The organism is Nocardia sp. FBN12, assembly GCF_054031145.1.
This window is the reverse complement of the sequence record NZ_CM132926.1, coordinates 2,545,518-2,569,590: the sequence shown is the minus strand read 5'-3', so window position 1 is coordinate 2,569,590 and position 24,073 is coordinate 2,545,518. Positions and strand designations below refer to the sequence as shown.

At 64.6% G+C, this 24,073-nt stretch carries 26 protein-coding genes and 3 pseudogenes; 17 read left to right on the top strand and 12 right to left on the bottom strand.

Features of this window, described 5'->3' with window-relative positions; translation table 11 throughout:
* Positions 1 to 91: 91 nt before the first annotated feature.
* Positions 92 to 1,120, bottom strand: coding sequence for a DUF3068 domain-containing protein (locus ACWZHB_RS12480; RefSeq protein WP_427908098.1), 1,029 nt, complete (start codon positions 1,118 to 1,120; stop codon positions 92 to 94).
* Between the two features lie 621 nt (positions 1,121 to 1,741).
* Here ACWZHB_RS12480 and ACWZHB_RS12475 point away from each other — a divergent pair.
* From ACWZHB_RS12475 to ACWZHB_RS12455, 5 genes are all read left to right on the top strand, one after another.
* Positions 1,742 to 2,431, top strand: coding sequence for an SMP-30/gluconolactonase/LRE family protein (locus ACWZHB_RS12475; RefSeq protein WP_427908097.1), 690 nt, complete (start codon positions 1,742 to 1,744; stop codon positions 2,429 to 2,431).
* Positions 2,432 to 2,671: 240 nt separating this feature from the next.
* Positions 2,672 to 3,940 carry an alpha-hydroxy acid oxidase gene (locus ACWZHB_RS12470; RefSeq protein ID WP_427908096.1) on the top strand — a complete coding sequence of 423 codons (1,269 nt, stop codon included), beginning with the start codon at positions 2,672 to 2,674 and terminating at the stop codon, positions 3,938 to 3,940.
* Positions 3,941 to 3,963: 23 nt separating this feature from the next.
* Positions 3,964 to 4,842: a hypothetical protein gene (locus ACWZHB_RS12465; protein ID WP_427908095.1), complete on the top strand. Its 879-nt coding sequence runs from the start codon at positions 3,964 to 3,966 to the stop codon at positions 4,840 to 4,842.
* On the top strand, positions 4,742 to 5,149 hold the full coding sequence (locus ACWZHB_RS12460) for an NAD-binding protein (protein WP_427908094.1): 408 nt from the start codon (positions 4,742 to 4,744) through the stop codon (positions 5,147 to 5,149). The genes ACWZHB_RS12465 and ACWZHB_RS12460 overlap by 101 nt, the downstream gene beginning before the upstream one ends.
* Positions 5,150 to 5,234: 85 nt before the next feature.
* Positions 5,235 to 5,969 (top strand): GntR family transcriptional regulator, encoded by a 735-nt coding sequence (locus tag ACWZHB_RS12455; RefSeq protein ID WP_427908093.1) that lies wholly within the window; start codon positions 5,235 to 5,237, stop codon positions 5,967 to 5,969.
* A 26-nt stretch (positions 5,970 to 5,995) separates the two neighbouring features.
* Here the strand turns inward: ACWZHB_RS12455 and ACWZHB_RS12450 are convergent, their stop codons facing one another.
* The 6 genes and pseudogenes from ACWZHB_RS12450 to ACWZHB_RS12425 form a co-directional block, all read right to left on the bottom strand.
* Complete coding sequence (locus ACWZHB_RS12450; protein ID WP_427909146.1) at positions 5,996 to 6,427, bottom strand: MFS transporter; 432 nt, start codon at positions 6,425 to 6,427, stop codon at positions 5,996 to 5,998.
* Complete coding sequence (locus ACWZHB_RS12445) at positions 6,352 to 6,525, bottom strand: hypothetical protein (RefSeq protein ID WP_427908092.1); 174 nt, start codon at positions 6,523 to 6,525, stop codon at positions 6,352 to 6,354. Before ACWZHB_RS12445 ends, ACWZHB_RS12450 begins: the two co-directional genes overlap by 76 nt.
* A 61-nt stretch (positions 6,526 to 6,586) precedes the next feature.
* Entirely contained in the window at positions 6,587 to 6,862 is a 276-nt protein-coding gene (locus ACWZHB_RS12440) for a hypothetical protein (RefSeq protein ID WP_427908091.1), read from the bottom strand.
* A 751-nt stretch (positions 6,863 to 7,613) separates the two neighbouring features.
* Positions 7,614 to 7,934: pseudogene (locus ACWZHB_RS12435) on the bottom strand (LLM class flavin-dependent oxidoreductase); the annotation flags it as partial.
* A gap of 114 nt (positions 7,935 to 8,048) precedes the next feature.
* Complete coding sequence (locus ACWZHB_RS12430) at positions 8,049 to 8,912, bottom strand: alpha/beta fold hydrolase (RefSeq protein WP_427908090.1); 864 nt, start codon at positions 8,910 to 8,912, stop codon at positions 8,049 to 8,051.
* An 18-nt stretch (positions 8,913 to 8,930) separates the two neighbouring features.
* Entirely contained in the window at positions 8,931 to 9,548 is a 618-nt protein-coding gene (locus ACWZHB_RS12425; RefSeq protein ID WP_427908089.1) for a TetR/AcrR family transcriptional regulator, read from the bottom strand.
* A 61-nt stretch (positions 9,549 to 9,609) separates the two neighbouring features.
* On the opposite strand from ACWZHB_RS12425, the gene ACWZHB_RS12420 reads away from it, so the two are divergent.
* A complete protein-coding gene (locus tag ACWZHB_RS12420; protein WP_427908088.1) occupies positions 9,610 to 11,034 on the top strand; it encodes a M14 family zinc carboxypeptidase in 1,425 nt (474 codons plus the stop codon).
* Positions 11,021 to 12,340 carry a M20/M25/M40 family metallo-hydrolase gene (locus ACWZHB_RS12415; protein WP_427908087.1) on the top strand — a complete coding sequence of 440 codons (1,320 nt, stop codon included), beginning with the start codon at positions 11,021 to 11,023 and terminating at the stop codon, positions 12,338 to 12,340. Before ACWZHB_RS12420 ends, ACWZHB_RS12415 begins: the two co-directional genes overlap by 14 nt.
* A 72-nt stretch (positions 12,341 to 12,412) precedes the next feature.
* Here ACWZHB_RS12415 and ACWZHB_RS12410 read toward each other — a convergent pair.
* Positions 12,413 to 12,520 (bottom strand): annotated as a pseudogene (locus ACWZHB_RS12410) (IS5/IS1182 family transposase); the annotation flags it as partial.
* 112 nt (positions 12,521 to 12,632) lie between these two features.
* On the opposite strand from ACWZHB_RS12410, the pseudogene ACWZHB_RS12405 reads away from it, so the two are divergent.
* Positions 12,633 to 13,342 (top strand): annotated as a pseudogene (locus ACWZHB_RS12405) (transposase); the annotation flags it as partial.
* Positions 13,343 to 13,497: 155 nt separating this feature from the next.
* Positions 13,498 to 14,379 carry an SMP-30/gluconolactonase/LRE family protein gene (locus ACWZHB_RS12400; protein WP_427908086.1) on the top strand — a complete coding sequence of 294 codons (882 nt, stop codon included), beginning with the start codon at positions 13,498 to 13,500 and terminating at the stop codon, positions 14,377 to 14,379.
* A gap of 127 nt (positions 14,380 to 14,506) precedes the next feature.
* On the opposite strand, the gene ACWZHB_RS12395 is transcribed toward ACWZHB_RS12400, so the two are convergent.
* The 4 genes from ACWZHB_RS12395 to ACWZHB_RS12380 all read right to left on the bottom strand — a co-directional run bounded on the left by ACWZHB_RS12395 (position 14,507) and on the right by ACWZHB_RS12380 (position 16,631).
* Positions 14,507 to 14,818 (bottom strand): DUF2316 family protein, encoded by a 312-nt coding sequence (locus ACWZHB_RS12395; protein ID WP_427908085.1) that lies wholly within the window; start codon positions 14,816 to 14,818, stop codon positions 14,507 to 14,509.
* 27 nt (positions 14,819 to 14,845) lie between these two features.
* Complete coding sequence (locus tag ACWZHB_RS12390; protein WP_427908084.1) at positions 14,846 to 15,442, bottom strand: TetR family transcriptional regulator; 597 nt, start codon at positions 15,440 to 15,442, stop codon at positions 14,846 to 14,848.
* Complete coding sequence (locus ACWZHB_RS12385; protein ID WP_427908083.1) at positions 15,442 to 15,579, bottom strand: hypothetical protein; 138 nt, start codon at positions 15,577 to 15,579, stop codon at positions 15,442 to 15,444. Before ACWZHB_RS12385 ends, ACWZHB_RS12390 begins: the two co-directional genes overlap by 1 nt.
* Positions 15,580 to 15,824: 245 nt before the next feature.
* Entirely contained in the window at positions 15,825 to 16,631 is an 807-nt protein-coding gene (locus tag ACWZHB_RS12380) for a FadR/GntR family transcriptional regulator (RefSeq protein ID WP_427908082.1), read from the bottom strand.
* A gap of 149 nt (positions 16,632 to 16,780) precedes the next feature.
* Between ACWZHB_RS12380 and ACWZHB_RS12375 the strand changes: the two genes are divergently transcribed.
* The 8 genes from ACWZHB_RS12375 (at position 16,781) to ACWZHB_RS12340 (ending at position 24,034) form a co-directional block, all read left to right on the top strand.
* A complete protein-coding gene (locus ACWZHB_RS12375) occupies positions 16,781 to 17,995 on the top strand; it encodes an acyl-CoA dehydrogenase family protein (protein ID WP_427908081.1) in 1,215 nt (404 codons plus the stop codon).
* Positions 17,996 to 18,037: 42 nt separating this feature from the next.
* Entirely contained in the window at positions 18,038 to 18,640 is a 603-nt protein-coding gene (locus ACWZHB_RS12370; RefSeq protein WP_427908080.1) for a 3,4-dihydroxy-2-butanone-4-phosphate synthase, read from the top strand.
* 74 nt (positions 18,641 to 18,714) lie between these two features.
* On the top strand, positions 18,715 to 19,662 hold the full coding sequence (locus ACWZHB_RS12365; RefSeq protein ID WP_427908079.1) for a VOC family protein: 948 nt from the start codon (positions 18,715 to 18,717) through the stop codon (positions 19,660 to 19,662).
* A 35-nt stretch (positions 19,663 to 19,697) separates the two neighbouring features.
* Positions 19,698 to 20,186, top strand: coding sequence for a flavin reductase family protein (locus ACWZHB_RS12360; protein WP_427908078.1), 489 nt, complete (start codon positions 19,698 to 19,700; stop codon positions 20,184 to 20,186).
* A 79-nt stretch (positions 20,187 to 20,265) separates the two neighbouring features.
* On the top strand, positions 20,266 to 20,679 hold the full coding sequence (locus ACWZHB_RS12355; RefSeq protein WP_427908077.1) for a nuclear transport factor 2 family protein: 414 nt from the start codon (positions 20,266 to 20,268) through the stop codon (positions 20,677 to 20,679).
* 228 nt (positions 20,680 to 20,907) lie between these two features.
* Positions 20,908 to 21,816 carry a nuclear transport factor 2 family protein gene (locus tag ACWZHB_RS12350; RefSeq protein ID WP_427908076.1) on the top strand — a complete coding sequence of 303 codons (909 nt, stop codon included), beginning with the start codon at positions 20,908 to 20,910 and terminating at the stop codon, positions 21,814 to 21,816.
* Between the two features lie 4 nt (positions 21,817 to 21,820).
* Positions 21,821 to 23,074: an MFS transporter gene (locus tag ACWZHB_RS12345; protein ID WP_427908075.1), complete on the top strand. Its 1,254-nt coding sequence runs from the start codon at positions 21,821 to 21,823 to the stop codon at positions 23,072 to 23,074.
* Between the two features lie 111 nt (positions 23,075 to 23,185).
* Positions 23,186 to 24,034: a fumarylacetoacetate hydrolase family protein gene (locus ACWZHB_RS12340; RefSeq protein ID WP_427908074.1), complete on the top strand. Its 849-nt coding sequence runs from the start codon at positions 23,186 to 23,188 to the stop codon at positions 24,032 to 24,034.
* The last annotated feature ends 39 nt before the right edge of the window (positions 24,035 to 24,073 follow it).

The following is a 24,073-nucleotide window of genomic DNA, read 5'->3' as shown; positions in this document are numbered from 1 at the left end:
TTGCGCTATTCGCGGTGGCTGCGGCCGACGAGCGGAGGCGGTAGTGATGGCCGGTGTGCGCCCCGGCGAAAGAAGCGACACCAGTGCGATGTCAGGAGGTGCTGCGTGGGCGCCGCGACCACAGCACTCCCGCGCCCGCCAGCGTCAGAATTCCGGTCATGCCCAGTCCGATCGGGATCCAGCGCTCGAGCAGATCCACTGTTCGGCGGCCGTCCTCGGCATCGGCGAGGAGGCTGTTCTCGGTTTCGGGTGTGAACTGGACTTGCATGTCGACCACTGTCATCACTTCGGGCGAGCCGCCGACGGGCGCGTAGTAGCGCTTTTGCTGCTCGGCGAACCGCACGATCGAGCCGGTGACCGGTTCTGCCCAGATATCACGAGTCGCTGTGTAGAACATCGACAGCTGCACCGCCGGTGCCTGCGCGGGCAGTCCAAGGGCGGCAGCCGGAACGGTGAGGCTGCCGGTCGCCGGATCGTGACCGGAGATATCGATCGGTGCGACGGAATTTCGGAAGTGCAGCAGCCGAACACCGTTGACCACGGTCTCGTCATCGATGAACTGGAGAACACCGTCGGTCTTCGTCGTCGTGTCGAAGTACTGATAGTCCTGCTTGTCCGCATCGAAGGGGAACTGGTACTGCAGCCCGCGCGGACCGCTCGCGCCATCGCCGGGGCACGCAGTCGACGCCACCGGGGTTGCAGTCGAGCGATCCAGCGCCACGCAGTCCTTCGACGTACTCAGGACCGCTCCCTCGCCTTGGCGATCGGTCCGTCTCACTGTGCCGGTGACCTGCAGGACGCTGATGGACTCGTCGTTGCCCGCGACGGCTCGCGACTCCGTTGTCACCTCCAGCGGCACGTCCTTCTCGACCGCCGCCTGACCGGTTGCTATCGAGGCCGGGTCCAGCAGCGAACCCGAACCTCGCGCCACCGTGACACTGTCGAATTCCGCGGGGAGCTTGATCAGCATGCCGACGATCACGGTGGGGATCAGGACCGCGGCGACCAGCGCGACAACGCCGGCTGCGGCGAGGCTGTAGACCAGCGCAAGCCCACGCCACGGGGCCGAAGAACTGTTGCCGCCGGCGTTGCTCGTGGCAGCGGCTTCTGTGGACGGCAATTCATTTCGAGTTCGACGAAACAGACTTCTCGTCATTGAGTAAACCTTCTCTGTGGATTTCTCGGCTCGCTCGACGCTGCGAGCCTGGGGTCGGTTCAACGCACCGGACAGGCATCTTCTGCTCGCCGATCACGACACCTCGAGCGGCACGCTCACGATCTCGCCGGCCCTGATTGCCGTCGTCCTTTCCTGGCGAGGCGCCGGCAGTCGGCAACTCGTTGTGATCAGAAGACGCGGCACGCGGGATATCGACTCTCGCGCATCTCTCCGGCGCTTTCACTGCTGCGCCCTCGATAGAACATCACGTCGACCAACTCTATGTCAACCAGCACATTGTAAGTTGCCTTGACCGGCCGGGCGCTCCCACTCGCGTTGCGACCTGAAGCGACGATAGCTGTTCGCTATCTATATGTTGTTTGACATAGAACATGCTGGGCTGTTGCAATTGGTTTGTTGGACACCGACGGCAAAGGAGCTATCGCGATGATCGGTACCGGGAAAGCCGACGAACCCTCATCGACGAACTGAGATTCACCGAGTCGCGGACGGAGCGAGGCTCCCCGAGCGTGACGGCGAGGTCGGTGTCGTCTGTGGGCCGACAACAACCCAGATGCTCTGCAATTGGTCCGCCCCGCCCACCTCTATCTCGTGCGTCCGGACGGCAGCATCGCCCAGGCCACCGACGAACCGGTGATGTTTCCCAACGGGATCACCTCCAACGACGACGGTGAGATCGTTGTGGCCGAATCGTTCGCGATGGCGCTGACGGCTTTCCGTCCCCGCGTCGACGGCACCTTCGCCTCCGCGCGCCCAGCGGCCGATCTCACCCTCATCTCACCGGACTTCTCTCCCGACGGGCTCTGCGCTGTCCCCGGTCAAGGCATCTGGGTCGCCGACCCCACCGGATGCCGTGCCGTGCTCGTGGGACCCGACGGAACCCCGCAGCGTGAGATCGCCACCGAACACAAATGCCTCGATATCGCAACCGTTGCTCCCGCGCCGAGTTATGCACGATGTTGTGCGGCAATTGTGTCGCAGCGGCGGAGTATGTCTAACGGCGGTGAAGCGCGGTGCGAGAGGAACGGCTGCAAGAACACCAGCTGGTCGTCGTGGCGGACCGGGCCGCGCCGTGCCCGCGCGGACCCCCGCGATGTCGGTGCCGCTCGTCATCGAGCTTGTGAGCATGCAGTTCAGCCACGCCGGACCGTTGCGCGGCCGTCGTATCGCTGCACTGCTGCGCCCGCACGGCATCGTCGAGGTCGTGGCCAGGTGCGGTCTCCAAAAACATACGCGGAGCTATTGATCGAATAGATTGTGACACAATCATTGTGCATAAGGGTGGTTGTGTGGTTCACTCGACAGGCGAGCCGCGGCGCCGGGTAGCGAGCGCGGACTCCGATCTCGACCTCGATGTAGACGTATCCAGATCGCTGTGGACCCACAGCGGTGCGCCCCGTGTGGCGACCAAGCGCTCTGGTTCGACCGCCGCCGCGTCGCCAGCCCGAAGGGCGATGCCGACGACAGCGGTCGGAACGACGAAGGAGCAAGTCAGTGACGACCCTCGACCCCCACGGCGACGCGCTACCGAGCGCGCCGCGCACACAGCGCCGACTCCCGCGTCCTTCGGAGATCCTGCCGCTGTTGAAGTTTCGCGCTCCAGAGCTGAACGCGCGCACGCGCCGCCTCGAGCGGGCCCACACGATCGAGGATCTGCGTCTGATCGCCCGGCGTCGGACCCCTCGTTCGGTGTTCGACTACGTCGACGGTGCGGCGGAGCAGGAGATCAGCATCGGCCGGTCTCGCGCCGCCTACAACGACGTGGAGTTCCAACCGCGGGTTCTGCGCGATGTGTCGAGCATCGACACCTCCGCCGAGGTACTCGGTATGCGCGCGGCCCTTCCGCTCGTGCTGGCGCCGACGGGCTTCACCCGGATGATGCACCATGAGGGCGAGATCGCCGTGGCCCGGGCCGCGGCCCGCGCCAACATCCCCTACGTGCTGTCCACGATGGGGACCACCGATCTCAACGATGTCCGCGCCTGCGCGCCGACCGCGCGCCAATGGTTTCAGCTCTACTTGTGGAAAGACCGCGAGGCGAGTGAGCTGCTCATCGAACGAGCAGCCAAGGCAGAGTACGAGGCGCTGGTCCTGACCGTCGACACACCGGTGGGCGGAGCGCGGATGCGCGACATCCGCAACGGGCTCACGATCCCGCCGGCGCTCACCCTGCGCACCCTGGCCGGCATGGCCGTGCGACCCTCGTGGTGGATGAACGTCCTCACCACGGCCCCGCTCGAGTTCGCCGCGATGAGCAGCTTCGACGGCACGGTCGAGGAACTGATCGGCCGGATGTTCGATCCGAGCGCCACGGCCGAGGATCTGCAGTGGCTGCGTGAGCGCTGGCCGCGCAAGTTGGTGATCAAGGGAATCCAGAGCGTCGAGGACGCCAGGATGGTCGCCGACCTCGGTGCCGACGCGGTGGTGGTGTCGAATCACGGTGGGCGACAGCTCGATCGGGCACCCACCCCGCTCGAACTGCTGCCCCGCGTGGTCGACGCGATCGGCGACCGATGCGAAGTGCTCGTCGATACCGGCGTGCGGACCGGTGCTGATCTGGTGGCCGCTCGTGCCCTCGGCGCGTCCGCGGCGATGGTCGGCCGACCCTATCTGTACGCGCTGATGGCGGCCGGCGAACAGGGGGTCGACCGCATGCTGGAGATCTTCGCCACCGAGTTCACGCGGACGATGCAACTGCTCGGTGTGGTCGAGGCCGATAGTCTCGGCACCGAGCACGTCTCGCTGAAACCGCGCGGGCAGTGACCAGGGTCGATAGGGAGTCGCCGGTGCTCATCGGCGACACACCCACGGCGCGTCGGGTCGCGGAATCGTTGGCGGCCGAGGGCACGTCGGTGATCCATCTGCTCGAACCGCTCGACGTCGACCTGCGCTCGACGCTGTCGGAGAAGACGGCGATGGTTGCGGTAATGGTCCACGACGACATCCGCGCCCTGCGGTTCGCGTTGGGCTGCGCGCACTTCGCGCCGAACGCGTCGATCCTCGTGACGATTTTCGACCGGACCATCGGCGACGAACTCCACCGGCTGCTCCCGCAGTGCGAGGTGACCTCGCCGGCCGATCTGGCGCTTCCGCACCTGGTCGACATCTGTGTCGGTGACGCTCGCGGCCGACGGCGTTCCCTGTCGACGGCGGCCTCGACCGTGGCGACACACCTCACCGGATTCCTGCGGACCACCGATGTCGGTGCGCGCACCATGGTGTACGGAATGGCTGGGCTCGGTGCTGTCGTGGCACTGGATCTGTGTCTGATGGTGCTCGGTGAGCAGCGCCATCCCGCGCGGGCGTTCTACGACGCGGTGCGGGTGGTGACCACGGTCGGCCCGGCCGAGGTGCCGCATCTGCCCGTTACCCTTGTCCTGTCGCCGATCCTGATGCTGATCACCGTCGTCTTCACGGCCATGTTCACCGCAGGTGTAGTCGACCGGTCGATCGGGCCGCGTCTGTTGGGACTGGTCGGGCCACGGTCGCTACCTCGTCGCGACCACGTCGTGGTGGTCGGGCTGGGGCAGGTCGGCGCCCGGCTGTGCATCGAGTTGCACTCGAATGAATGTGCCGGTCCTCGCGGTGGAGCGCGATCCGGCGGCGCCCGGCCTGCGGGTCATCGACGACCTGCGGATCCCCACCATCGTCGGGCACGGAATTGACCGGGCACTCCTGGACAAGGCTCGGGTCGACAAGGCTACCGCGATCGCGGCCGTCGGCTCCGTCGAGCGCGACAATCTCGCCGTCGCGGTGGCAACGCACGGCGTCGCGGCGGCGACGCGCATCATCATCCGCGCCGGTGATCAGGACAGCGGCGGCGCCGAGATCAAGGCCCTGCTTCCGCTCGGGTCCGTCTGCGATGTCACGGCGCTCGCGGTTGACTACATCGTCGACCGCGTCCGCCGAGGTTCGTCGGAGGAGTCCGTCCCGGACGAGATCGAGTTCGCGGTCGCCCCTGGGCTCAGCTGACCCGGGGCGAGTTGTCGTCGGACATTCCGTTGTCGACTATGATCAACAACAGTTGACTTCACGATGCGGCAGATTGCGTAACAACATGTCCAGTGGCGGTAAGGCCAGCAGCACGCCCGCGAGTATCGCGCAGGCGCTCCGCAACGACCTTCTCGAAGGTGCGCTCGCGCCCGGGGCCCGGCTGACGGAAGAGGCGCTCAGCGCCCGCTTCGGGTGCGGGCGCCATTCCGTGCGATCCGGCCTGCAGATCCTCGTCTCGGAAGGACTGCTCGAGCACCAGCGCAACCGGGGAATCGTCGTCCCCGAGGTGACCGAGGACCGGATCGATGACATGTGCTCGTATCGATCGATCCTGGAACTGGGCGCGCTGCGCCTCGCACTCAGCAAGGGCACGGACTTCACCGGCGTGTCCGACGCGGTCGAGGAACTCGAATCGTTGACCGAGGGCACCCCGTGGCGCCACGTGATCGAAGCGCACAGCGCGGTGCACCGGAGAATCGCCGAGGCCAGCGGCAATGTACGGCTGGTCACCTCTCATCACGCCTGCGAGAACGAACTGAACTACATGCTCGCGACCATCAAGGCGGACTTCTCGGCCCAAAGGCTGGCGATCATGCACCGGTACCTCCTGGATCAGCTCTACATTGGCGGCGATGTCGCCCTGCGGGCGCTCGAGGACGATCTGGAGCTCGGTGGCCGCGCTGCCATGCATCTTGCCTTGCGCAGGCAGCGCGGCCTCGGTGTTTCGACGACGGCGAATCTAATCTCGCACGGTCAGCGAAACGCCGCGCGTGTCCTTCATGGCGAGCACGCTGAATAGCGAGATCGCCACCAGGGCGACCAGCATCACGCCGAGTAGGCCAAACCGGCGCCGCTGTAGCGGAGGTGCGACTTGAACAGTTCCGGCAGATAGGCGGCCATCGGTCCGTAGGAGATGCCGAGCAGTGCGAATGTGATTGCCAGGACCGCAGTGAAGACCCCCACGTGTCCGGTGCCGATCAGCGGAAAGATCAGCGGAGCCCACGCGAGCGAGAGCACGAAGCCGGACAGCACAACGGCGCGCCGTCCGAATCGGTCCGAGTAGATCGCGGACAGCACCGTGGTGATCGCCATCATCAGGCCACCGGCCGCGCCCGCCAGCAGCACCGCTGTGCGCGAGAAGCCCAGTTGCGCAGTGGCATAGCTCATCATGTGGGTGGCCGTCATGAGGAAGAAAGCGAATACCGCCACCATCGCTCCGGTGCCGAGCGCGATTTCACGAGATTGTTCGCGGCACAGGTCGCGCAGTGGCGCCCGGCGGGCTTGGTTGCTTGCGGCGCGGCTTTGAACACCGGCGTCTCGTCGATGTTCAAACGCATGTACAGACCGATGGCCACGAGTGCACCTCTGAGCAGGAACGGCACTCGTCAGCCCCAGTCTAGGAACGCCGAACTCGTGTCACCGAGGGTGATGCTGGTGATGAGGAAGGTTAGGCAGCTGCGCGTGAAGGCGGTCGACGGACCGAGTTAGGTTGCCATGCCGAACTTTCCGCGTTCGGTTCGGCGCGTATTCGGCGCTGAGCAGCGCGGCACCGGCCCACTCGCGGTCGACCGCGAAGCCCTGGAGAATGCGCAGCAGCATGAGCAGGACAGGAGCGAGCCAGCCGATGGCCGCCGCGTTCGGCAGCAGACCGACTGCCACAGTCGCCAATCCCAAGGTGAGCAGGGTCGACACCAGTCTTCTTGCGGCCGAGCCGGTCGCCGAAATGTCCGAAGACGACTGCGCCCAGCGGACGCGCGACGAAGGCGACACCGAAAGTAACGCTGGGAGGTCTCGAGCAGTCTCTCGACGAGCCCTGGCAAGACGCCGGCACACGATTCGGCGCCTCCGGGCAGCAAGGGTATGGTCCGGCCGGAACGGCCGTGGATCTGAACGTCGCCGGTCAGCATCGAGGGTCCTCTGTGTGGTTCAGGCGAAGCGAATGCTGGACCGCTCCACGCCGTAAGCCGTACCCCGTCGAAAATCATAGCGGCATCAGCGGGCGTGGGAGATTGTGTAACAATCTAGCGCGTGTCGATGAACGGTGCCGTTGAACGCCCGGCGGGGAGGAACCCGATGTCCGCGTCGAACGAACTCCCGCGGTCGTCGGCACGCTGAACTATCGCCTTGGAGACAGATCGGACCGAACCGGGTGGCGTCGCGAACGCCGTCCCAGGCTATCGCCGGTAGCGGAGCGGAGAATCGCGCGGGCCCCGACCGGCGGCGCGGCATACGGAATCGCCGCCGCGCCCGATCACCGTTGCCTCCAGCGCGCCCCACCGCGACTACCGTTGACCGACCTCACCTCGCCGGACGCCGTCGGCGCCGAGGCGATACCGACAAGCGATGCGCGGGGCCTGGTCGAGCTTCGCCCGCGACCACGTGCCGACAGTTCCAGGGCGGGCGTGGCCGTCCTGCGACGACAAGGACCGGAGCATGCTGGTCAGAGGTCCGCGACGAAACTGAACCGGCCCCCGCTGAGGTTGTCGAGCACCGCGATGTCCTCGGCCGGTCGGACCGGATCGTAGAGAGGAACCAGCAAGACGGTCACATTGATGAGGACTCGGCGCGTAGACTCCGCAACGGCGGCCGCCAGCACGAGCGGTGACGGCAACCATCCGTTGCGCGCCAGATGTTGTTCCTCGCACGAGACGGCGGTGAAGCCGTTCTGGTCGGCGTAGGCTGCCGTCTTCAATGCTGCTCGGTAGCGCGGGTAGTGTGCCGACACAGCCCACAGTCGATCGTGTTCCCTGTCTAGTGTTTCTATTCGAACGGGCCTGAGCCACCTCCGGCCAGCCATCGCACCGGCGAAACCGACAGCGCATCTGTCAGCGCCGATTCTCCCTGTTCATCAGCACCGGGTCTCCCAGGGGTGACTTGATCAGTCGTCTCTACCCGAACTGCTCGCGACGAGTGCAGCATAGAACTGGGACATCTTTTCCGGTCCGGGCGCATGGCCCACTCCGGTCCAATTGATGAATCGGTGGTGGCGAATTTTATCAGCGAGTCGCCGTGCTGCGGATATCGGAACGTTCCGATCCTGGTCGCCGTGTGCCCATACGACTGGAGACGAAACATCTGACAGTTCGAATCCCCACTTGTCACCGAAAATAGCGCAGTAGTCATCGAACATGCCCTGGATGCCGGGGGCGAGTGCATCGTCGATAGCTCGCTGACGAGTCGCAATGTGCTGGGACCACTGCTCTCGATCGCTCGGCGGCATGTCCGCCACGATGGCGGACATGCCGCCCTCCAGGAGGGACGTTCGTACCTGAACCAGGAGATCGCGCAGGTCGTCGGGTTTATCTATCCGGCTCATGATGGACTGATTCAGCGCTGACTGATCGGTGATCTCGTCCGGCACCAGGGGGGCCGCACCCACGAACACGCCCACCGCGCGGACCCGGTCCGGAGCGGCAGCCGCCAGAGCAAGCGCATGTGGTCCGCCACCGGACCCGCCGACGGCGAGGACTTGTTCAAACCCACATGCATCCAGGATGGCCAAAACATCTTTCGCCGAGTCGTGGACAGAGCGTCCCGGGAGAGGGTCAGTCTGGCCGTAGCCGGCGCGGTCCGGCGCGATCACCCGTAGTTGCTGACTTAGGAAGTCATCTTGGTGAGTGACCGCTAGCCGGCCCCCGGGAGTGCCATGGAAAAACACCACCGGTGTGCCGTTGGGAGCGCCGTACTCGGCCCAAGCCAATCTGCGCCCACATTCGTCCTTGCAGGTATGTAGTTCGCCCACGTCCAATATCCTTCTGCACTAAGTTCGGGGAATCCCGGTAAATAGTTTCATTCCAAGCCGCAAATCGGCTGCCGTGTCGATTGTTTCGTCAAGCGCTGTGTGCAGGACCAACCCGTTCATCATCGCCAGTAATAACCTGCTCATGCTCGAGATCTCAGTCGTGGTTGCGTCGACTCCGATTCGGGTCAACCAGCTTGCGATGTCGTCGCAGACCCTGTCGACCGCCGCTAGTTGACGGGCGGCAAGCGCGGGTTTACGTGCTGCCAGCAATGCGAATTCTGCAGTGACCAGAAACCAATCGCGCCGTTCATGCATTGCCTGTGAAAGCCATTCGCCGATCCCGTCTGCTTCTGGCTGCCCGTCGGCTGTTCGGCCGGGATCGGGCTCCATCCACTGCGAGACCAGCGAGGTGGTGGTGCGCTCGATCAGCGTCAGAAAGAGACCTTCTTTCCCGTCGAAATGGGCGTAGATCGCGCCCTTGGTGAAACCTGCCCGGTCGGCGACCTCGTCCAACGACGTACCGGCGTACCCCAGGGTGCAGAACAGGTCGTATGCAGCATTCAGCAAGGACTCCCTGGTCTCACGCCGCCGGCGGTCCCGACTGTTCTCGCGGGGTTGACGACCGTTCGCATCCATGTAATCTAGGTAACACTCATACTGACGGTACGTCAAATACCAAAAGTCTCTAAGGACCGCGATGACTCCCTGGGAACCACTGCTCACCGACCCCATCGACGCTGGACTGCTTACGCTGAGCGAGGCTCAGCAGCGCGTTCTCCGCGCTGCATCGCAACTGGAGGCCGAGCGGACAGTTGTCGGTCATTCACGAGAAGGCCGGCCCATCGAGCTGATCCGGATAGGCACCGGCGAGCATCGTTCGTTCTGGTATGGCGGACCGCACTCCAACGAGCCGGTGGGTGTTGCGACCGTCGTCGAGCTCGTTGAACGCCTCGCTACCCATCCTGAAACCGTTCGCGGCGATATCGGATTCGATCTCATCCTGTGTGTCGACCCGGACTCCTATGTGCGGAATGAGAATTGGTTCGCCGGGACAGTCGATATGGCGGCCTATTACCGGGACTTCTACCGGCAACCGCTATCGGAGATGCCGGACTGGGATTTCCCGATCGACTACCTGTCCACATCCGGCTCGCTGAAACGAAACTCGACTCTCCCTGAGAACAAGGCGCTGACCACTGCCCTCGAGATCAGCCGCCCGTACCTCGTGTACGCATTGCACAACGCCGAGGTCGGAGGCCTGCACTACATCGTAAAAGGAGCGGACCAGGACCTAATCGACCGGTTGTCGGCACTCTCCGAACGTTTCGGGTTGCCGATCGAAGAAGCGTGTGTCGATGACCCGTCAATTCAGCCGCTTGCCCGTGGTGTCTTTCCGATGCCTTCCCTAGCAGGGACGTTCGAGGCGCTACTGAATCTCGGACACGAGAACCCCTCGAGCTTGCTGCCGTTCGGCGCGTCCGCCGCCGAATGGTGCCAGCGCTACGGCGCCGTGTCGGTGGTCCCCGAGATCCCGTTCTGGTCGGTGGCAACAGACCTCACCGCAGACGATCCCACTGTTGCAGACCTCGCACGCCGAACGGCTCATCAGCTTTCGGCATTCGGAGCATGGCTGGCAGACACGGTCGAAGTGAACAGTGTGTACCTTCCGAAGGATAATCCCTGGGTACGTTCGGTTCTGGACTCGGTCGGCATGTTCCGACGGATACCCGCCGCTCTTGTCGCGTGGGCCGACACAGGTAGTGCGGTGGAGGCCATGGGCCCGGATGCGGTTGCTCGCTATTCGGTGATGCTCGGACTTTGCCTGCCTCAGCGCACCCGAGGGATGCTTGTTACGGCACTGGAGAGCGGCGGCGCACCAGCCGAGATCGTCGGTCTCGCTTCAGAGGAGTTCGAGTCGGGGCTGGCCGCGCTCAACTCGATACCCTTCACAGCCCACTCGGTTTCAACCCTGGTCGAAGTCCAACTGACGACGGGACTCGAATCGACCGCTTGGGCGAATTGCGCACGAGGGCCGAGGCGACCGGGAGGGATCGCTACAGCTGCCAATGCAGCCCGGTCCGCCGTCGAGTACGGGGTAGGAGTGGGTCATGACGATATGTGACAAAGACCGCCTGATCGCAGATCTCCAGAAGTTGGTCGCAGTACCATCGATCAGCGCCGATCCTAGTCGAGAGCAGGATGTGCACCGCTCCGCTCGAATCATATCGGACTCGTTTCGATCTATCGGTGTCGCCACCCAGGTGGTGTGTATGGAGGGTGGACTTCCGGCTGTCATCGGGCGGATAGATGGTCCGGAGAACGCGCCCGTTGTGCTGCTGTACGCGCACCATGATGTCCAACCGGTCGGTGATGAAAGCGTCTGGCAGTCCGACCCGTTCGTCGTCACGTGTCGAGGTGGCCGGCTGTATGGTCGGGGTACTGCCGACGACAAGGGCGCAATTGCCGTGCATCTGGAGGCCTTGCGACAGTTGGGTCACGACTTGCCGGTCTCCGTTGTGGTGTTGATCGAAGGCGAGGAGGAGATCGGCTCTCCGACCCTCGAAGCGCTGCTGGCCGAACATGCGCATGCCGTTCGCGCGGATTACGTGCTTGCTCTCGATTCGGTCAATGCCGACGTACGAGTACCCTCGATCACGACCTCGTTGAGAGGTCTGCTGAACGTCCTCATCACTGTCCGCACAGCCTCCCATCCTGTGCACTCCGGCGTCTTCGGTGGCGCAGTTCCTGATTCACTGACAGCCCTGGTTCGCCTGCTGTCGACGATGACCGATGAGAAGGGCCAGGTCTCTGTCAAGGGGATACAGCCGGGCACGCGTACCGCAGCTGATAGTCCCCTTCTCGACGGAATCAGCGGGCAGGCCGGCTTGCTCGCAGGCGTGGACCTCATCGGAGACGGACCGATCGCGCAGCGTGTCTGGAACGCGCCGGCGCTGTCGGTCACGGGAATCGACGCACCGGATGCCGTCGGTGCGGCCAACGTCCTGCTTCCATCCGCTCGGGCTGCAGTCTCTATTCGGCTTTCGCCCGAACAGGATCCGGCCAGCGCTCTGCAAGCGGTCGAGGACCATCTCCGCGAGCACGCTCCTTGGGGTGTGGCAGTCGAGATAGAGCCGTGCGCGGTGGGCGCAGGCTGGCGCGCAGACCAGAATTCACCTGCCTTCGACCTCGTTCGCCATATTCTCACCGACGCGTTCGGTACGTCCGCGGTCGGTCTCGGAGTGGGAGGAGGTATTCCCTTCATCGCCAGTCTCTCAGCGGCGATGCCCTCTGCGGAGGTACTTGTCACTGCTATTCAGGACCCTTACTCACAGGCACACGCGCCCGACGAATCCGTGGCACTGTCTTCACTTGTCTCGGCTGCCACAGCGGAGATCGAAATTCTCCGACGGCTCGGCACACAAGCCTGACTCTGTTCAGGATCACACGTCTTCTCCAGGAGCTATTCAATGAGCCTTTCCGGGTAGTCGGTGTGTCGCAGGTCAGATGACCCGTCGGTGTTCCAGGTGAAGCAGCACCAGCGCTGCGGCCACGATGTTGCCGATCCGCCACGGACACAACGTCACTCGCCGCAACGCTTTGAAAGTGTTTCGCGGTCTTCTGTTTCTCACGCGAACAATGATCGGAACCTGATTCGAAAGAAGACAGGTTTCGGTCTGCACGGCGCTCGAACGCCGGGCGGGAGGGTACGACCCGTGCGAGGTCCGTGCGCCACGGGTCAACGACCGCCGAGTCGACCCCGGCACCGGTTTCCGTCAACGGTTCTCATCAGCGACCCTGCCGGCCTGGGCGCGGAAATCACCGCAGATCACCGAGGTCCTGCCACTGTTCTACTCCACGGCCTCTCCAGCGGCGACTTCGCGCCCGCGCTGGAGAAGTTCCTCGGTACTGGCGCGGGCCTGTCCGCCTCGGCGATCATCCGGCTGACCACACAATGGCAGGCGAGGCCTGTGGCTTCGGTGACCGCGACCTGTCGAACGTGGACTACGTGTACTTGTGGGTCGACGGGATCCACCTGAAAATTCGGCTCGAGCAGGAGAAACTCTGTTTGTTGGTGATGATCGGGGTCCGTGCACCCAGCCGCGACCAGGGCGATGAAGGAGATCTTCATGGCCGAGGGCACCGACAACGCGCGAGCGGCGATCACCGCGTTCGACCGCGACTACGGCGCGAAGTATCCGAAGGCTGTCGCCAAGATCGTCGGTGGCGCTGATGTGTTGCTCGGGTTCTTCTACTACCCGGCCGAGCGCTGGGTCCATCTCGGAACCATGAACCCGATCGAATCCACTCTCGCGACAGTGCGTTTGAGGACCGAGGTCACGAAGGGGCCGGGATCGCGGGCAGCTGGGATGGCGATGGCCTACAAGCTCGTCGAGGCAGCGCAAGCATGGATTACGGCGGTGCCAAGTCCGTGATCCTGGCCGACGAGCCGCCGCTCGACCGCGAGGCCTTCATGGAAGGTTCGGTGAGTTCGTCGTTCGGCTCGGTGCTATGTGTTGTTTGACATAGAACATGCTGGGCTGTTTCAATCGGTTTGTTGGACACCGACGGCAAAGGAGCTATCGCGATGATCGGTACCGGGAAAGCCGACGAAACCCTCGTCGACGAATTGAGATTCACCGAGTCACTGCGGTGGCACGACGGGTTTCTGTACTACGCCGACGTCCACAACGGGCAGGTATTCCGCCTGGCCGGCGGGGCGGGGCTCCCCGAGCTCGTGGCCGACCTGGGTGAAGCACCGGGTGGGATCGGCTGGTTACCCGATGCCACGATGCTGGTTGTCGCTCAGGACTCGCGCCGGGTGCTCCGAGTGGGTGACGGCGAGCTCAGTGTGCACGCCGATCTGTCCGGCACCGGAGAAGCCAGCCTCAACGACATGTTCGTCACCGCCGAGGGCAATGCCTATGTCGGTGACATGGGGTTCGACGTGCACGCTTTCAATCGTCTGTGGGCCGACAACAACCCCGATGCTCTGCAATTGGTCCGCCCCGCCCACCTCTATCTCGTGCGTCCGGACGGCAGCATCGCCCAGGCCACCGACGAACCGGTGATGTTTCCCAACGGGATCACCTCCAACGACGACGGTGAGATCGTTGTGGCCGAATCGTTCGCGATGGCGCTGACGGCTTTCCGTCCCCGCGTCGACGGCACCTTCGCCTCCGCGCGCCCAGCGGCCGATCTCACCCTCATCTCACCGGACTTCTCTCCCGACGGGCTCTGCGCTGTCCCCGGTCAAGGCATCTGGGTCGCCGACCCCATCGGATGCCGTGCCGTGCTCGTGGGACCCGACGGAACCCCGCAGCGTGAGATCGCCACCGAACACAAATGCCTCGATATCGCAGTCGGGGGAGACGACGGCCGCCACCTCTACCTGGCGACGTCGCCACACACGGATCCGGCTGACACCGCGGCGCGGCCCGCGGCCCGCATCGTCCGCGCCACCCTCTGAACAATTCCTGCGTGCAGGAGCGCCCACGACGGTCGGTGGCATGGGTGTAAGAGCTGTCTGACAGTCCCCGCCGGGCGCGCTGCCCCGCGGGGACTTCGTGACTCGGACGCAGTCGAAGCCGACGGTCTCAGTGGTGCCCGGGTCGGCGTGGAGCCCGCCGCAGCCGGAACCATCTGCGGGCCGACGAACGTGCCTGCTCGGTCAGGACGGTGTAGGGCACCGGAGTCCCGTCTTGGTCTTCGACCAGTTGTTCAAGGTGGTCGCGTAGCAGCCAGACATCCGCTGGCTTGGCGATATCGCTGCAGTTCAGGGCGGACTCGAACTGCTCATGGGTGAACTCCAGCGCGGCTTGTGCCTCTTGCGGGGTCAGGCCGGTGAGCCGGAGGTTGGCGTGCAGCTCCTCGCTGGTGCGTGCTCGTTCTTCGGCATTCAGGGACATCTCGATCCTTCACAGGTCAGGTGGGTGTCAGCGGTGGGTGGCGCGCAGGCCGTCGATGAGCAGGGTGCAGACGTTGTCGAAGGCGTTGTCGATCCCGGCGGTCTGCCAGGAAGCGGCATGAATCGGGTGGTGGAAGGCCAACGTGCCGTCGAAGACGGCCTGTGCCGCCGCGCCCGGGTCCGAGACGCTGAAGTCGCCGGTGGCGACGCCGGCGGTGACGATGGCGCGTACCTGGTAGACGAGGGCCGCCACGTGTTCGGCGACCACGCTGTTGTGCTCGGCCGCGAGGACCGCGTAGGTGGCGGTGAGCGCGGGGTCGTCGAGCGCCTTCGCGCGTTTGGTGGCGAACAGTTCGACCAGCCATGCCCGCAGCCGCTCGGGCGGGGGCAGTAGGCGGTTGTCGGCGATCGCGGCGAGGCGATCGTAGGAGCGGTCGATCCAGCGGCGGGTGACCGCCTCGCGGAGCGCCGCTTTGGAAGGAAAGTGCCGGTAGACGGCGGCATGGGAGACCCCAAGAGATCGGGCGACGTCGACAACGGTGGCCTTGGCCGGTCCGTGGCGGCGCAGCATGTCCTCGGTGGCCGCAAGCAGGGTCTCCGCATTCAGTACGGCGGTGCGAGGCATCAGCGTTCGCTGTCCAGCTGCTGCATCTGCGGCGCCGCGTAGCGGTCCCCGGCGACCTCGGAGAAGCCGGCGTCGATCGCGGCGTGGATCGTCGCGATGGCCTCCCGCTCGTCCGCCGGACCGTAGGTGCCCGACATCGCGCTACATCCCAGCCTCAGCACCGGTACGCAGGGGCCGTTCGTGCCCAGGTGTCGCATCTCCATACCCGGAACGTACGCCAAGAGTTACAAGTTGGAAAGTCTGTAACTAATCTTTGTTCACAACAGTCGGCCGGGGGTAGCCGCCGACGCAGACGCGACGGCATTCGAAACCCGACCGATCTTCCGGGATGCACACGTGCGCGGGTGAATTCGGTGCACATGCGGATGTCGTTGCGGGAAAGCTACAGTGGGGAATTCGGCGGGGGCGACAGGATCATCGTGGGGTCGGTACGCCTGAGTGCATCGACGGCAGCATCGGTGTCACAGCGATTGAGGGCGTCGACAAGATCTTCCAGGACCTGGGCCAACCCGTTCAGGTGGACGTCGGGCTCGGTCGCCTCCAGCACCGCACGCAGGTATGAGGTTCCGACGTCCATGATGCTCAGGTAGAGGGTGTCGAGTAGCTGACGCTTGCCGATTCCTGCGATGTACTCGTGCAGCGCCCAACCCGCCCAGATGAAGTCGGAGACCGCCTGGGAGTTGCGGGCACGGCGCACTTCCCAGAGCCGCTCTTCGAGAGCTTGCTGATCGGCAAGTGTCATCTGTCGTAGCACCTCCTCGACCAGCAGGGGGGCGATGGCATCGCGAATCTGCACGGCCTCGGCAAAGGCGGATTCATCGTCAGCGGCGGCGCGGAACCAGCCGTTCATCCGGGACAGCGGGGAAGGGTCGCAGGCGAAGATACCGCCGCCAGGGCCTGGTCGTGAGGTTATGACTCCTCGGGCCTGCGCGAGCTTGATCGCCTCGTTCATCGTTCCGACGGAGAAGCCGCATAGCTTGCGCAGGTCCTCCTTGCTGCCGATGCGCTCACCCGCGCGCGCGGTGGCCGCAAGCCTGCTGATCTGGCCGGCCGCGACCTCGGCGCGCGAGCCGCCGATTGACACCCTGCCCTGCGTATCCGCAGGTTGGTGCCACATTGTGCGGGACGACGCCGGTCCCTCGAACCCCTCCACCTCAGCGGCGGTGAGTTCATCTCGCTGGTCGCTCATCGTCTTCCTTCCGGTTGGGAGCTGTTCACATTCAGGGTTGACAAGTGACCGCCTTCACATCATCCTAGCAATTAATCATGATTAATTAGCGGCTCGGGCGCGCACCGACTCGCCGGCTATCCGCTTCGAACACGAACAAAGGATCTCCTATGACCCTCACCGACACTGCTGCACCCTCGACGTCGTCGGCTACCGAACGGGAACGTCTCGTCACCGTGGCTCGCGAGCTCGCACCGCTGCTGCGATCGAACGCTGCGCAGGCCGAGACCGACCGGCGGGTGCCGCAGGTCAACATCGACGCACTCCGGGACGCGGGCCTGTTCGATATCACCAAGCCAGCTCGGCTCGGCGGCTCTCAGGAAGGCTTTCGCACCTTCCTCGAGACGGTGGCCGAACTCGGGCGGTCCTGCGCCTCCACGGCCTGGGTCGCCACGCTGAGCAACGTGACGTCCTACACCCTCGGCTTCTTTCCGGAAGCGGTCCAGCGGGAGGTGATGGGGGAGGATCCGCACGTCATCACGTGCGGCGTCGTGACGCCCACCGCGACGACGGTCCGCGTCGACGGTGGATACCGGGTCACGGGGCGTTGGGGATTCGCCTCCGCATCCCATCACGCCAGCTGGGCCAACGTCGGCATCCCGATCACCGATGAGGCCGGCGATGTGCTGGCACCCGGAATGGCACTGATCCCCTTGTCGGACTTGACTATCGACGACACCTGGTATGTGGCGGGAATGTCCGGATCCGGCAGCGACACCCTGGTCGCGGACGACGTGTTCGTTCCCGACGCCCACGTGCTCTCCGTCCAGGACGTGATGCAGGGTGTGACGGCGTCGGAATTCCAGGACGAGAGTCTCTATCACTCCGCGCTCGTCCCGGTGCTGGCGTTGGTACTGGCCGGCCCGGTTCTCGGTATGGCCGAGGGAGCATACGACACCGTGCTGGCGACGCTGAAGAAGAACAAGCCGATCTCCTACTCGTTCTACGAGCGCTCGATCGACGCCCCCTCGACCCAACTGTCGATGGCCGAGGCCCGCTCACTGATCGACCAGGCCAAGCTGCTCGCGTTCCGCAGCGCCGACGAGGTCGACGCCGCCGCGGCCGCGGGCAGGCAGATGAGCGTCGTCGAACGCGCCCGTTGCCGAATGGACGCGGCCCACGCGGCCAAACGATGCCGCGAGGCTGTCGAAGTTCTGCTCAACGTGTCCGGCGCGGGCAGCTTCGCCCAAGCCAATCCTTTGCAGAGGATTTGGCGGGACCTCGAGACCGGTTCGCGGCACGCCTTTATCAGCTTGAACATCAACGAAGAGATCTATGGCCGCGCCCTTCTCGGTATCGACGAACAGGTCTCCCCGTTCGTCTAGTCGACACCGGAGCTAACAACGGCACTACTCGCAGGAGGCCCCATGGCAGTGACACTGGATTCCCTGGCAGCGGTTCAGGGCTGTTCCGAAGACGATGCGTGCGCCCAACTCGCCGCAGGCGCGCCCATCGTCGTGTCCAGCAGGAGTGAGGGCGGCACAGGGATTCTCGTCGCCGCTGCGGCGTCGGTCTCGACCTCCACGTCCGCCTTCATGGTCCGGCACTCTTCGGGTCTTCTGCAGATCGCACTGCCGTCCGAACGGTGCGAGCGGCTTCTTCTCCCACCGATGAATCCATTCGACACCAGCGGAGTTCGGGTGTGCGTCGCGGTAGACGCGATCCGTGGGACCGGGACCGGGATCTCGGCCGCGGACCGCGCCACCACCGCCCGCGCTCTCGCCGGCCACGCTGCCACAGCGGAGGAGTTCACCCGCCCTGGACATCTGATCCCGGTCAGCGTCGAACCCGACGCCGCCACGCTGCCAATACCAGCGGCAGTCGCCCTGGATCTGGTCGGGCGGGCGGGAATGTCCAACGGCGCCCTGTTCGCCGGGCTCGTCGGCATCGCCGACCCCACCCGAATGATCACACACGCCGAGTGCGTCGCTTTCGCCGATCGCCACGCACTCCCACTGCACACCGTCTGAGCGCAGACGCGTCTCCTTAGATACCCACTGTCACCGTCTCTGGTGACCTGATGCGACAAAGCAGGTTCTTTCGCATGCCATTGCATACCCTCTCCCGCGTTATCATCGGCGTTCCGAACGTCGCCGAAACCGCCGCGTTCTACGATGACTTCGGACTTAACCGCACCGCAGGTACCGGGTCTGGTCGGGGAACCGAATCGGTCACCTTCGCTACCGTTGACGGCGGTGAACAACTCGAACTGATTCCGGTCCCGGACCGCCGTCGCCTCGTCGGCCTCGACGTTGCGGTTGACGACACCGATGACCTCGACCGGATCGCGCACAATCTGCACGGCCTCGGGCTGACCCCCGTCCGGAACGGGTCCAGCCTTTCCGTGGTGGATCCAGGTACCGATGTGCTCGTGCGGGTCGCTGTCGCCGGCCGTATCGCGCAGACCCCATTTCTCCTTCCCCCCTACAATGCGCCCGGCAATGTCGGACGCGATGCCGCCCGCGCGGATTGCATCGAGCGAACTGGCCGGGTACGCCCCCGCAAACTCGGGCACGTGGTGATCGGGTCGACCGACCAGCCGGCCAGCGAGCGCTTCTTCATCGAGGGCATCGGATTCAAGGTCAGCGACCGAGTCCCCGGAATGGCTGCCTTCCTGCGGTGCTCGACCGACCATCACAACGTTCTGGTTCAGGCCGCTCCGGTGACCATGCTGCACCACACCTCCTGGCAGGTCGACGATGTCGACGAGATCGGCCGCGGCGCGACCGCCATGCTGGAGAAGGACCCGCAGCGGCACATCTGGGGCCTGGGACGTCATCATGTCGGCTCCAATTTCTTCTGGTATCTCAAGGATCCCGCCGGCAACTTCAGCGAGTACTACTCAGATCTGGACTGCATCGTCGACGACCAACTGTGGACGCCGAGGGACTGGGAAGGTGCACAAGCCCTGTTCAACTGGGGCCCTCCGCCGCCGCCGTCGTTCCTCGCACCCGAGGATCTGGCGGGCCTCATGGCCGGAACTCACGGCTGACCGGCGCCGTGCCCACCACCGAGGAGACAGCGGATATGGATACTCACCAGTTCAAGGAGGCAATGGCACGGGTTACGGGACCTGTCGCCATCGTCACCGCCAACGATCACGGAGTGCCGCACGGCACCACAGTCAGCTCACTGGCGTCCTTGAGTCTGGCTCCGGCAATGATCACGATCGCGCTCGACAATGCCTCTGTGCTGCTCGGCGTTGTTCGACGTACCGGTAGCTTCGGTGTGAACGTCCTTTCCGCCGAACAGCACGAAACCGCGACACGTTTCGCCGGCCGCCGCGATGACCGGTTCGCCGACACCGCGTGGGAATTCGCCGACGGGCTGCCGTATTTGCCCGCCAGCTGCGCCTGGCTGCACTGCCAGGTCGCCGCCGAGGTCCCCGGCGGTGATCACACATTGATCCTGGGCGAAGTCCGCGACTGCACAACCTCCGAGAACACCCCGCTGATCTACAGCCATCGAGCATTCGGCATTCGGGCGGCGCTGTCCCCGGTCGCGAAGGCGTCATGATCGAACCACACATGGCCTACGGTTCGCCGCGCCGCGGACGGTCATCCGGTCTCGTACTACCACCTGCCGGAGTCCGCGCATGATCAACGACAACTATGAAACCGCCGAGGACACTGTCAGGGGCGAGATCATCGAACGGGAGGCCGCGCGCACCGCGGCACTGGTCGTGGGCCGGTTCGGCGAGGTCGCCGACATCTACGACGACCGGCTGACCTACACCCACTCCAATGGCTGGCGTGACGACAAGCAGAGCTTGCTGGCCAGGGTGACCGAGGCCGGAATGCGGTACGAGGAGTTCGAGCACCGGCTCGATCACGTGACCGTGATCGGCGATATCGCGGCGGCTACCGGCCTAATGCACGCCGTCGTCGCAACGGACGGGCACCGTCACGAGGTCTCATCGCTGACCTCGACCGTGTGGACCAGGCGCTCCCCGGACGAGCCTTGGACCATGCTGCTTTTTCACTCCTCAGCCACGCCGACGGTGCGGTAACCGGCACCGATGGCGCTGGCGCCCGGACACTCGACGCCGACGGGATGGTGTTGCTCCCGGGCGTGATTGATGCACACATTCATCTGCACGTACTCGAAGCGCCCGGCGGTGACGGACCTGACCCGCGTTGCAATACCCGCCATATCACCCAGATCTGCTGCGCGGCAGTCGAACACACCCCCGCACTACGGAACTGGGCGCACCCAGCTCCAGTTATGAGGATCATTCATGCCCATCGGTCATCGAACGATATTCACTTTCACCGAGAACCAACCACCCGAAGTCGTGGCGCAGCTCTCTGACCGTCTCAGATCTCTGATTGTCCGACTCCCCGGGATCGACGCCTTGCAGTGCGGCGCGACGAGTGGGCACGGGCATCCAGCCTCCGGGTTCGAACTGCTGGCGATATTCGCCGACAGGATGTCACTCGAGAATTTCCTGTCGGCGCCGGAATATCGGTCGATTGTCGCCGAGTTGGTCGATCCGCAGCTGAAGTCCCGAAGCTCGATACAATTCGACCCGCCGATTTCCCAGCCGGATACCAGGAGATCGGACGAAGCGGCGGTAATCGAGGTCGTTCTCCGGGAGCGAGCTGCGCGCGACACCGCTCAGTGGGACCAGATGAGGTCCGCGTTCGCGGCGGACTCGCAAGTCAGCCTGACCTGGTTCACCGGGACCGGGCCCGAGTTCGTCGATGCCTCGAAGGACATGTACGACCGCGGCAGCCGCGGCTTCCACATGATCGGGGCACCGAGTGTCGAGATCGTCGGTGACCGAGCACTGGCTCACGAGGGAGTCACGGTGTACGCGCGGGGAACCCTCGCCGACGTCGAGCTCGACATCGCCTCGCACGGCCGGCTCTACCAGCGGTTGATCAAGGCCGACGGGCAGTGGCGCATCACCGATCTCACCATGCTCTATTACAAGGATGTTGTCTCCCCGGTGAATCCAGCAGCGGATACGTCCGCGCTGGCGGACATCGGCTTTCCGGTCGACCGCCCGTACAAGTACCTCGCTGCGCTACTCGACGCCGTGGGATACACCGTCGGACCCGACTTGCCGGGCCCGGACCGTCCCGAGCTTGCGGCCCAATACATTGCGGCGCACCGCACTTGGCTTCACGAACCCCAGGGATAGATTCATGACCACCACTGCTCGACTGCGTGTGCCTGCATTCGTCAGCGTCGCGATCCTCGCATTCGTCGCGGCCGCCTCCGACGGCTACGACCTCGCCATTTTCGGTGCCGCGATACCGGACCTACTCGCCGAACCGAACTGGGACCTCACCCACGCCCAGATCGGAGTGATCGCCAGCACTGCCATCGTGGGTATGTGTCTCGGATCCATCTCGGCCGGGATGCTCGTCGACCGCTTCGGTGCGCGACGGCTTTTCCTGGCGTGCGTCATTTGGTTCTCCGTAGGCATGATCCTTTGCGCAGTCGCACCTACCTCGGAGCTGCTGGGCATCGCCCGCCTCGTCGCGGGGTTGGGACTGGGTGGCCTCGGTCCGGCGGCGATTGCTTTGACGATGAGTGTCGCACCGGAGCACCGGAAGAACGTCGCCAACGGCGTCATGCTCACGGGAGTGCCTATCGGTGGTATTGCTGCGGCACTCAGCGCGTTCGTATTCCTCGAAGGCGGGGGATGGCGGGCGGTTTTCCTCATCGGCGGTGTGGTCCCGCTGGTGTTCGTTGTACCCATCGCAATGATAAAGCTGAAAAAGTGGGCACCGGACACCATCTCGGCCACGTCGGCAACTCCGGGTGTGCGGGCATCTCTGCAGTCCTTGATCGCCGATGGCGGCGGCAAGGCACTGACCGCATTCATCGTGGTCACCGCCTGCTGCCAGATCTTGTCCTACGGCCTGCTCACATGGCTGCCGCAGATCATGAAATCGTCCGGTTATTCCCTCGGTTCGTCGCTGGCGTTTCTGATTATCTTCAGCATCGGTGCAACGACCGGCAGTGCTGCTGGATCTTGGATCGCGGACAAGGTCGGCGGTCGACTCGTGACGATTGTCGGCTTCGCGGTCGGCGCCGCAGCCATACTCGGCCTTTCCGTCCAGCTACCGCAGCCCATCCTCTATGTAGCGTTGTTCCTCGCCGGGGCTGGTTCTGTCGGTATCCAACCGGTCGTATACGGCTTCGCCGCAGGGTATTTCCCGGCCGGCGTGCGCGGTAGCGCGATCGGATTCATCGGCGGCATCGGCCGGATCGGCGGCGTCTTCGGCCCGATCCTCGGAGGTCTTCTCGGTGGGTTGTCCGCACTGGTGAATTTCTCCGTATTCGCCGGCATCGCGGTTTTTGCATCGTTGCTGAGTTGGATAGTTTTCTCCACCGACCGCACCCGCCCCGAACGGCCTCCGACGCCCACGACCGTCGCTGCCGAGGTCTAGTAACCAGAAATAAGTCGCAGAGCTCCACGTCGAGGCTGCTGCGGTTGGCCTTTCCGACCATCGACGAGATATGTAATCCAGTCCCGCCACGAAACATCAGAGGTGACATCAATGAGAATTGCCAACATCGACGGCCGGCTTGCTCTCGCCGCCAATAACGGGTACCTCGACGTCGCGAAGGCCAGCGACGGCCGGTTCGGGCCCGATCCCCAGGCGGTATTCGAAGACTGGTCGACTTTCGTCGACTGGGCATCGCGATTCGACACCGCTGCGCATCCGGTAGTCGAGACCACAGAACAGACGGTATGGGGTCCGCCGGTGCCACGGCCTCGGCAGATTTTCGCGATCGGCCTGAACTACCACGACCATGCCGCCGAGTCAGGACTCGACAGCCCCACCGTTCCTCCGGTCTTCACCAAGTTCCCCACCAGCTTGACCGGCCACGAGCAGCCCGTAATCCTGCCCGCTGACACCGTGGACTGGGAGGTCGAACTCGTCGCCGTCATCGGTACCCGCTGCGACTACGTGTCCGAGTCGGATGCTTGGGACCACATCGCCGGCGTGACCGTCGGTCAGGATCTATCCGAGCGCTCACTGCAGCTCGCCGGACCTGCTCCCCAATTCTCGCTCGGCAAGTCCTATCGCGGCTTCGCCCCGACCGGCCCCGAACTGGTGACGGTCGACGAGCTGCCCGACCGGAACAACCTCGAGATCGGATGCGCGGTCGCTGACGAAGTCCTGCAGCAGGGCCGGACCGCAGACCTGATCTTCACCGTTCCCCAGCTGGTCGCCCATCTCTCGGCGGTATGCCCGCTGCTGCCGGGTGACCTCATCTTCACCGGCACACCCGCCGGTGTCGGCGGCGCCCGTAAGCCGCCGAAGTTCCTTCGACCCGGTGACGTGCTGATCAGCTGGATCGAAGGCGTCGGCACCATCCGTACCCCGCTGGTCGCCGGCTGAGCCGACCCCGATCCCCATCCCCATCACCATCACCATCAG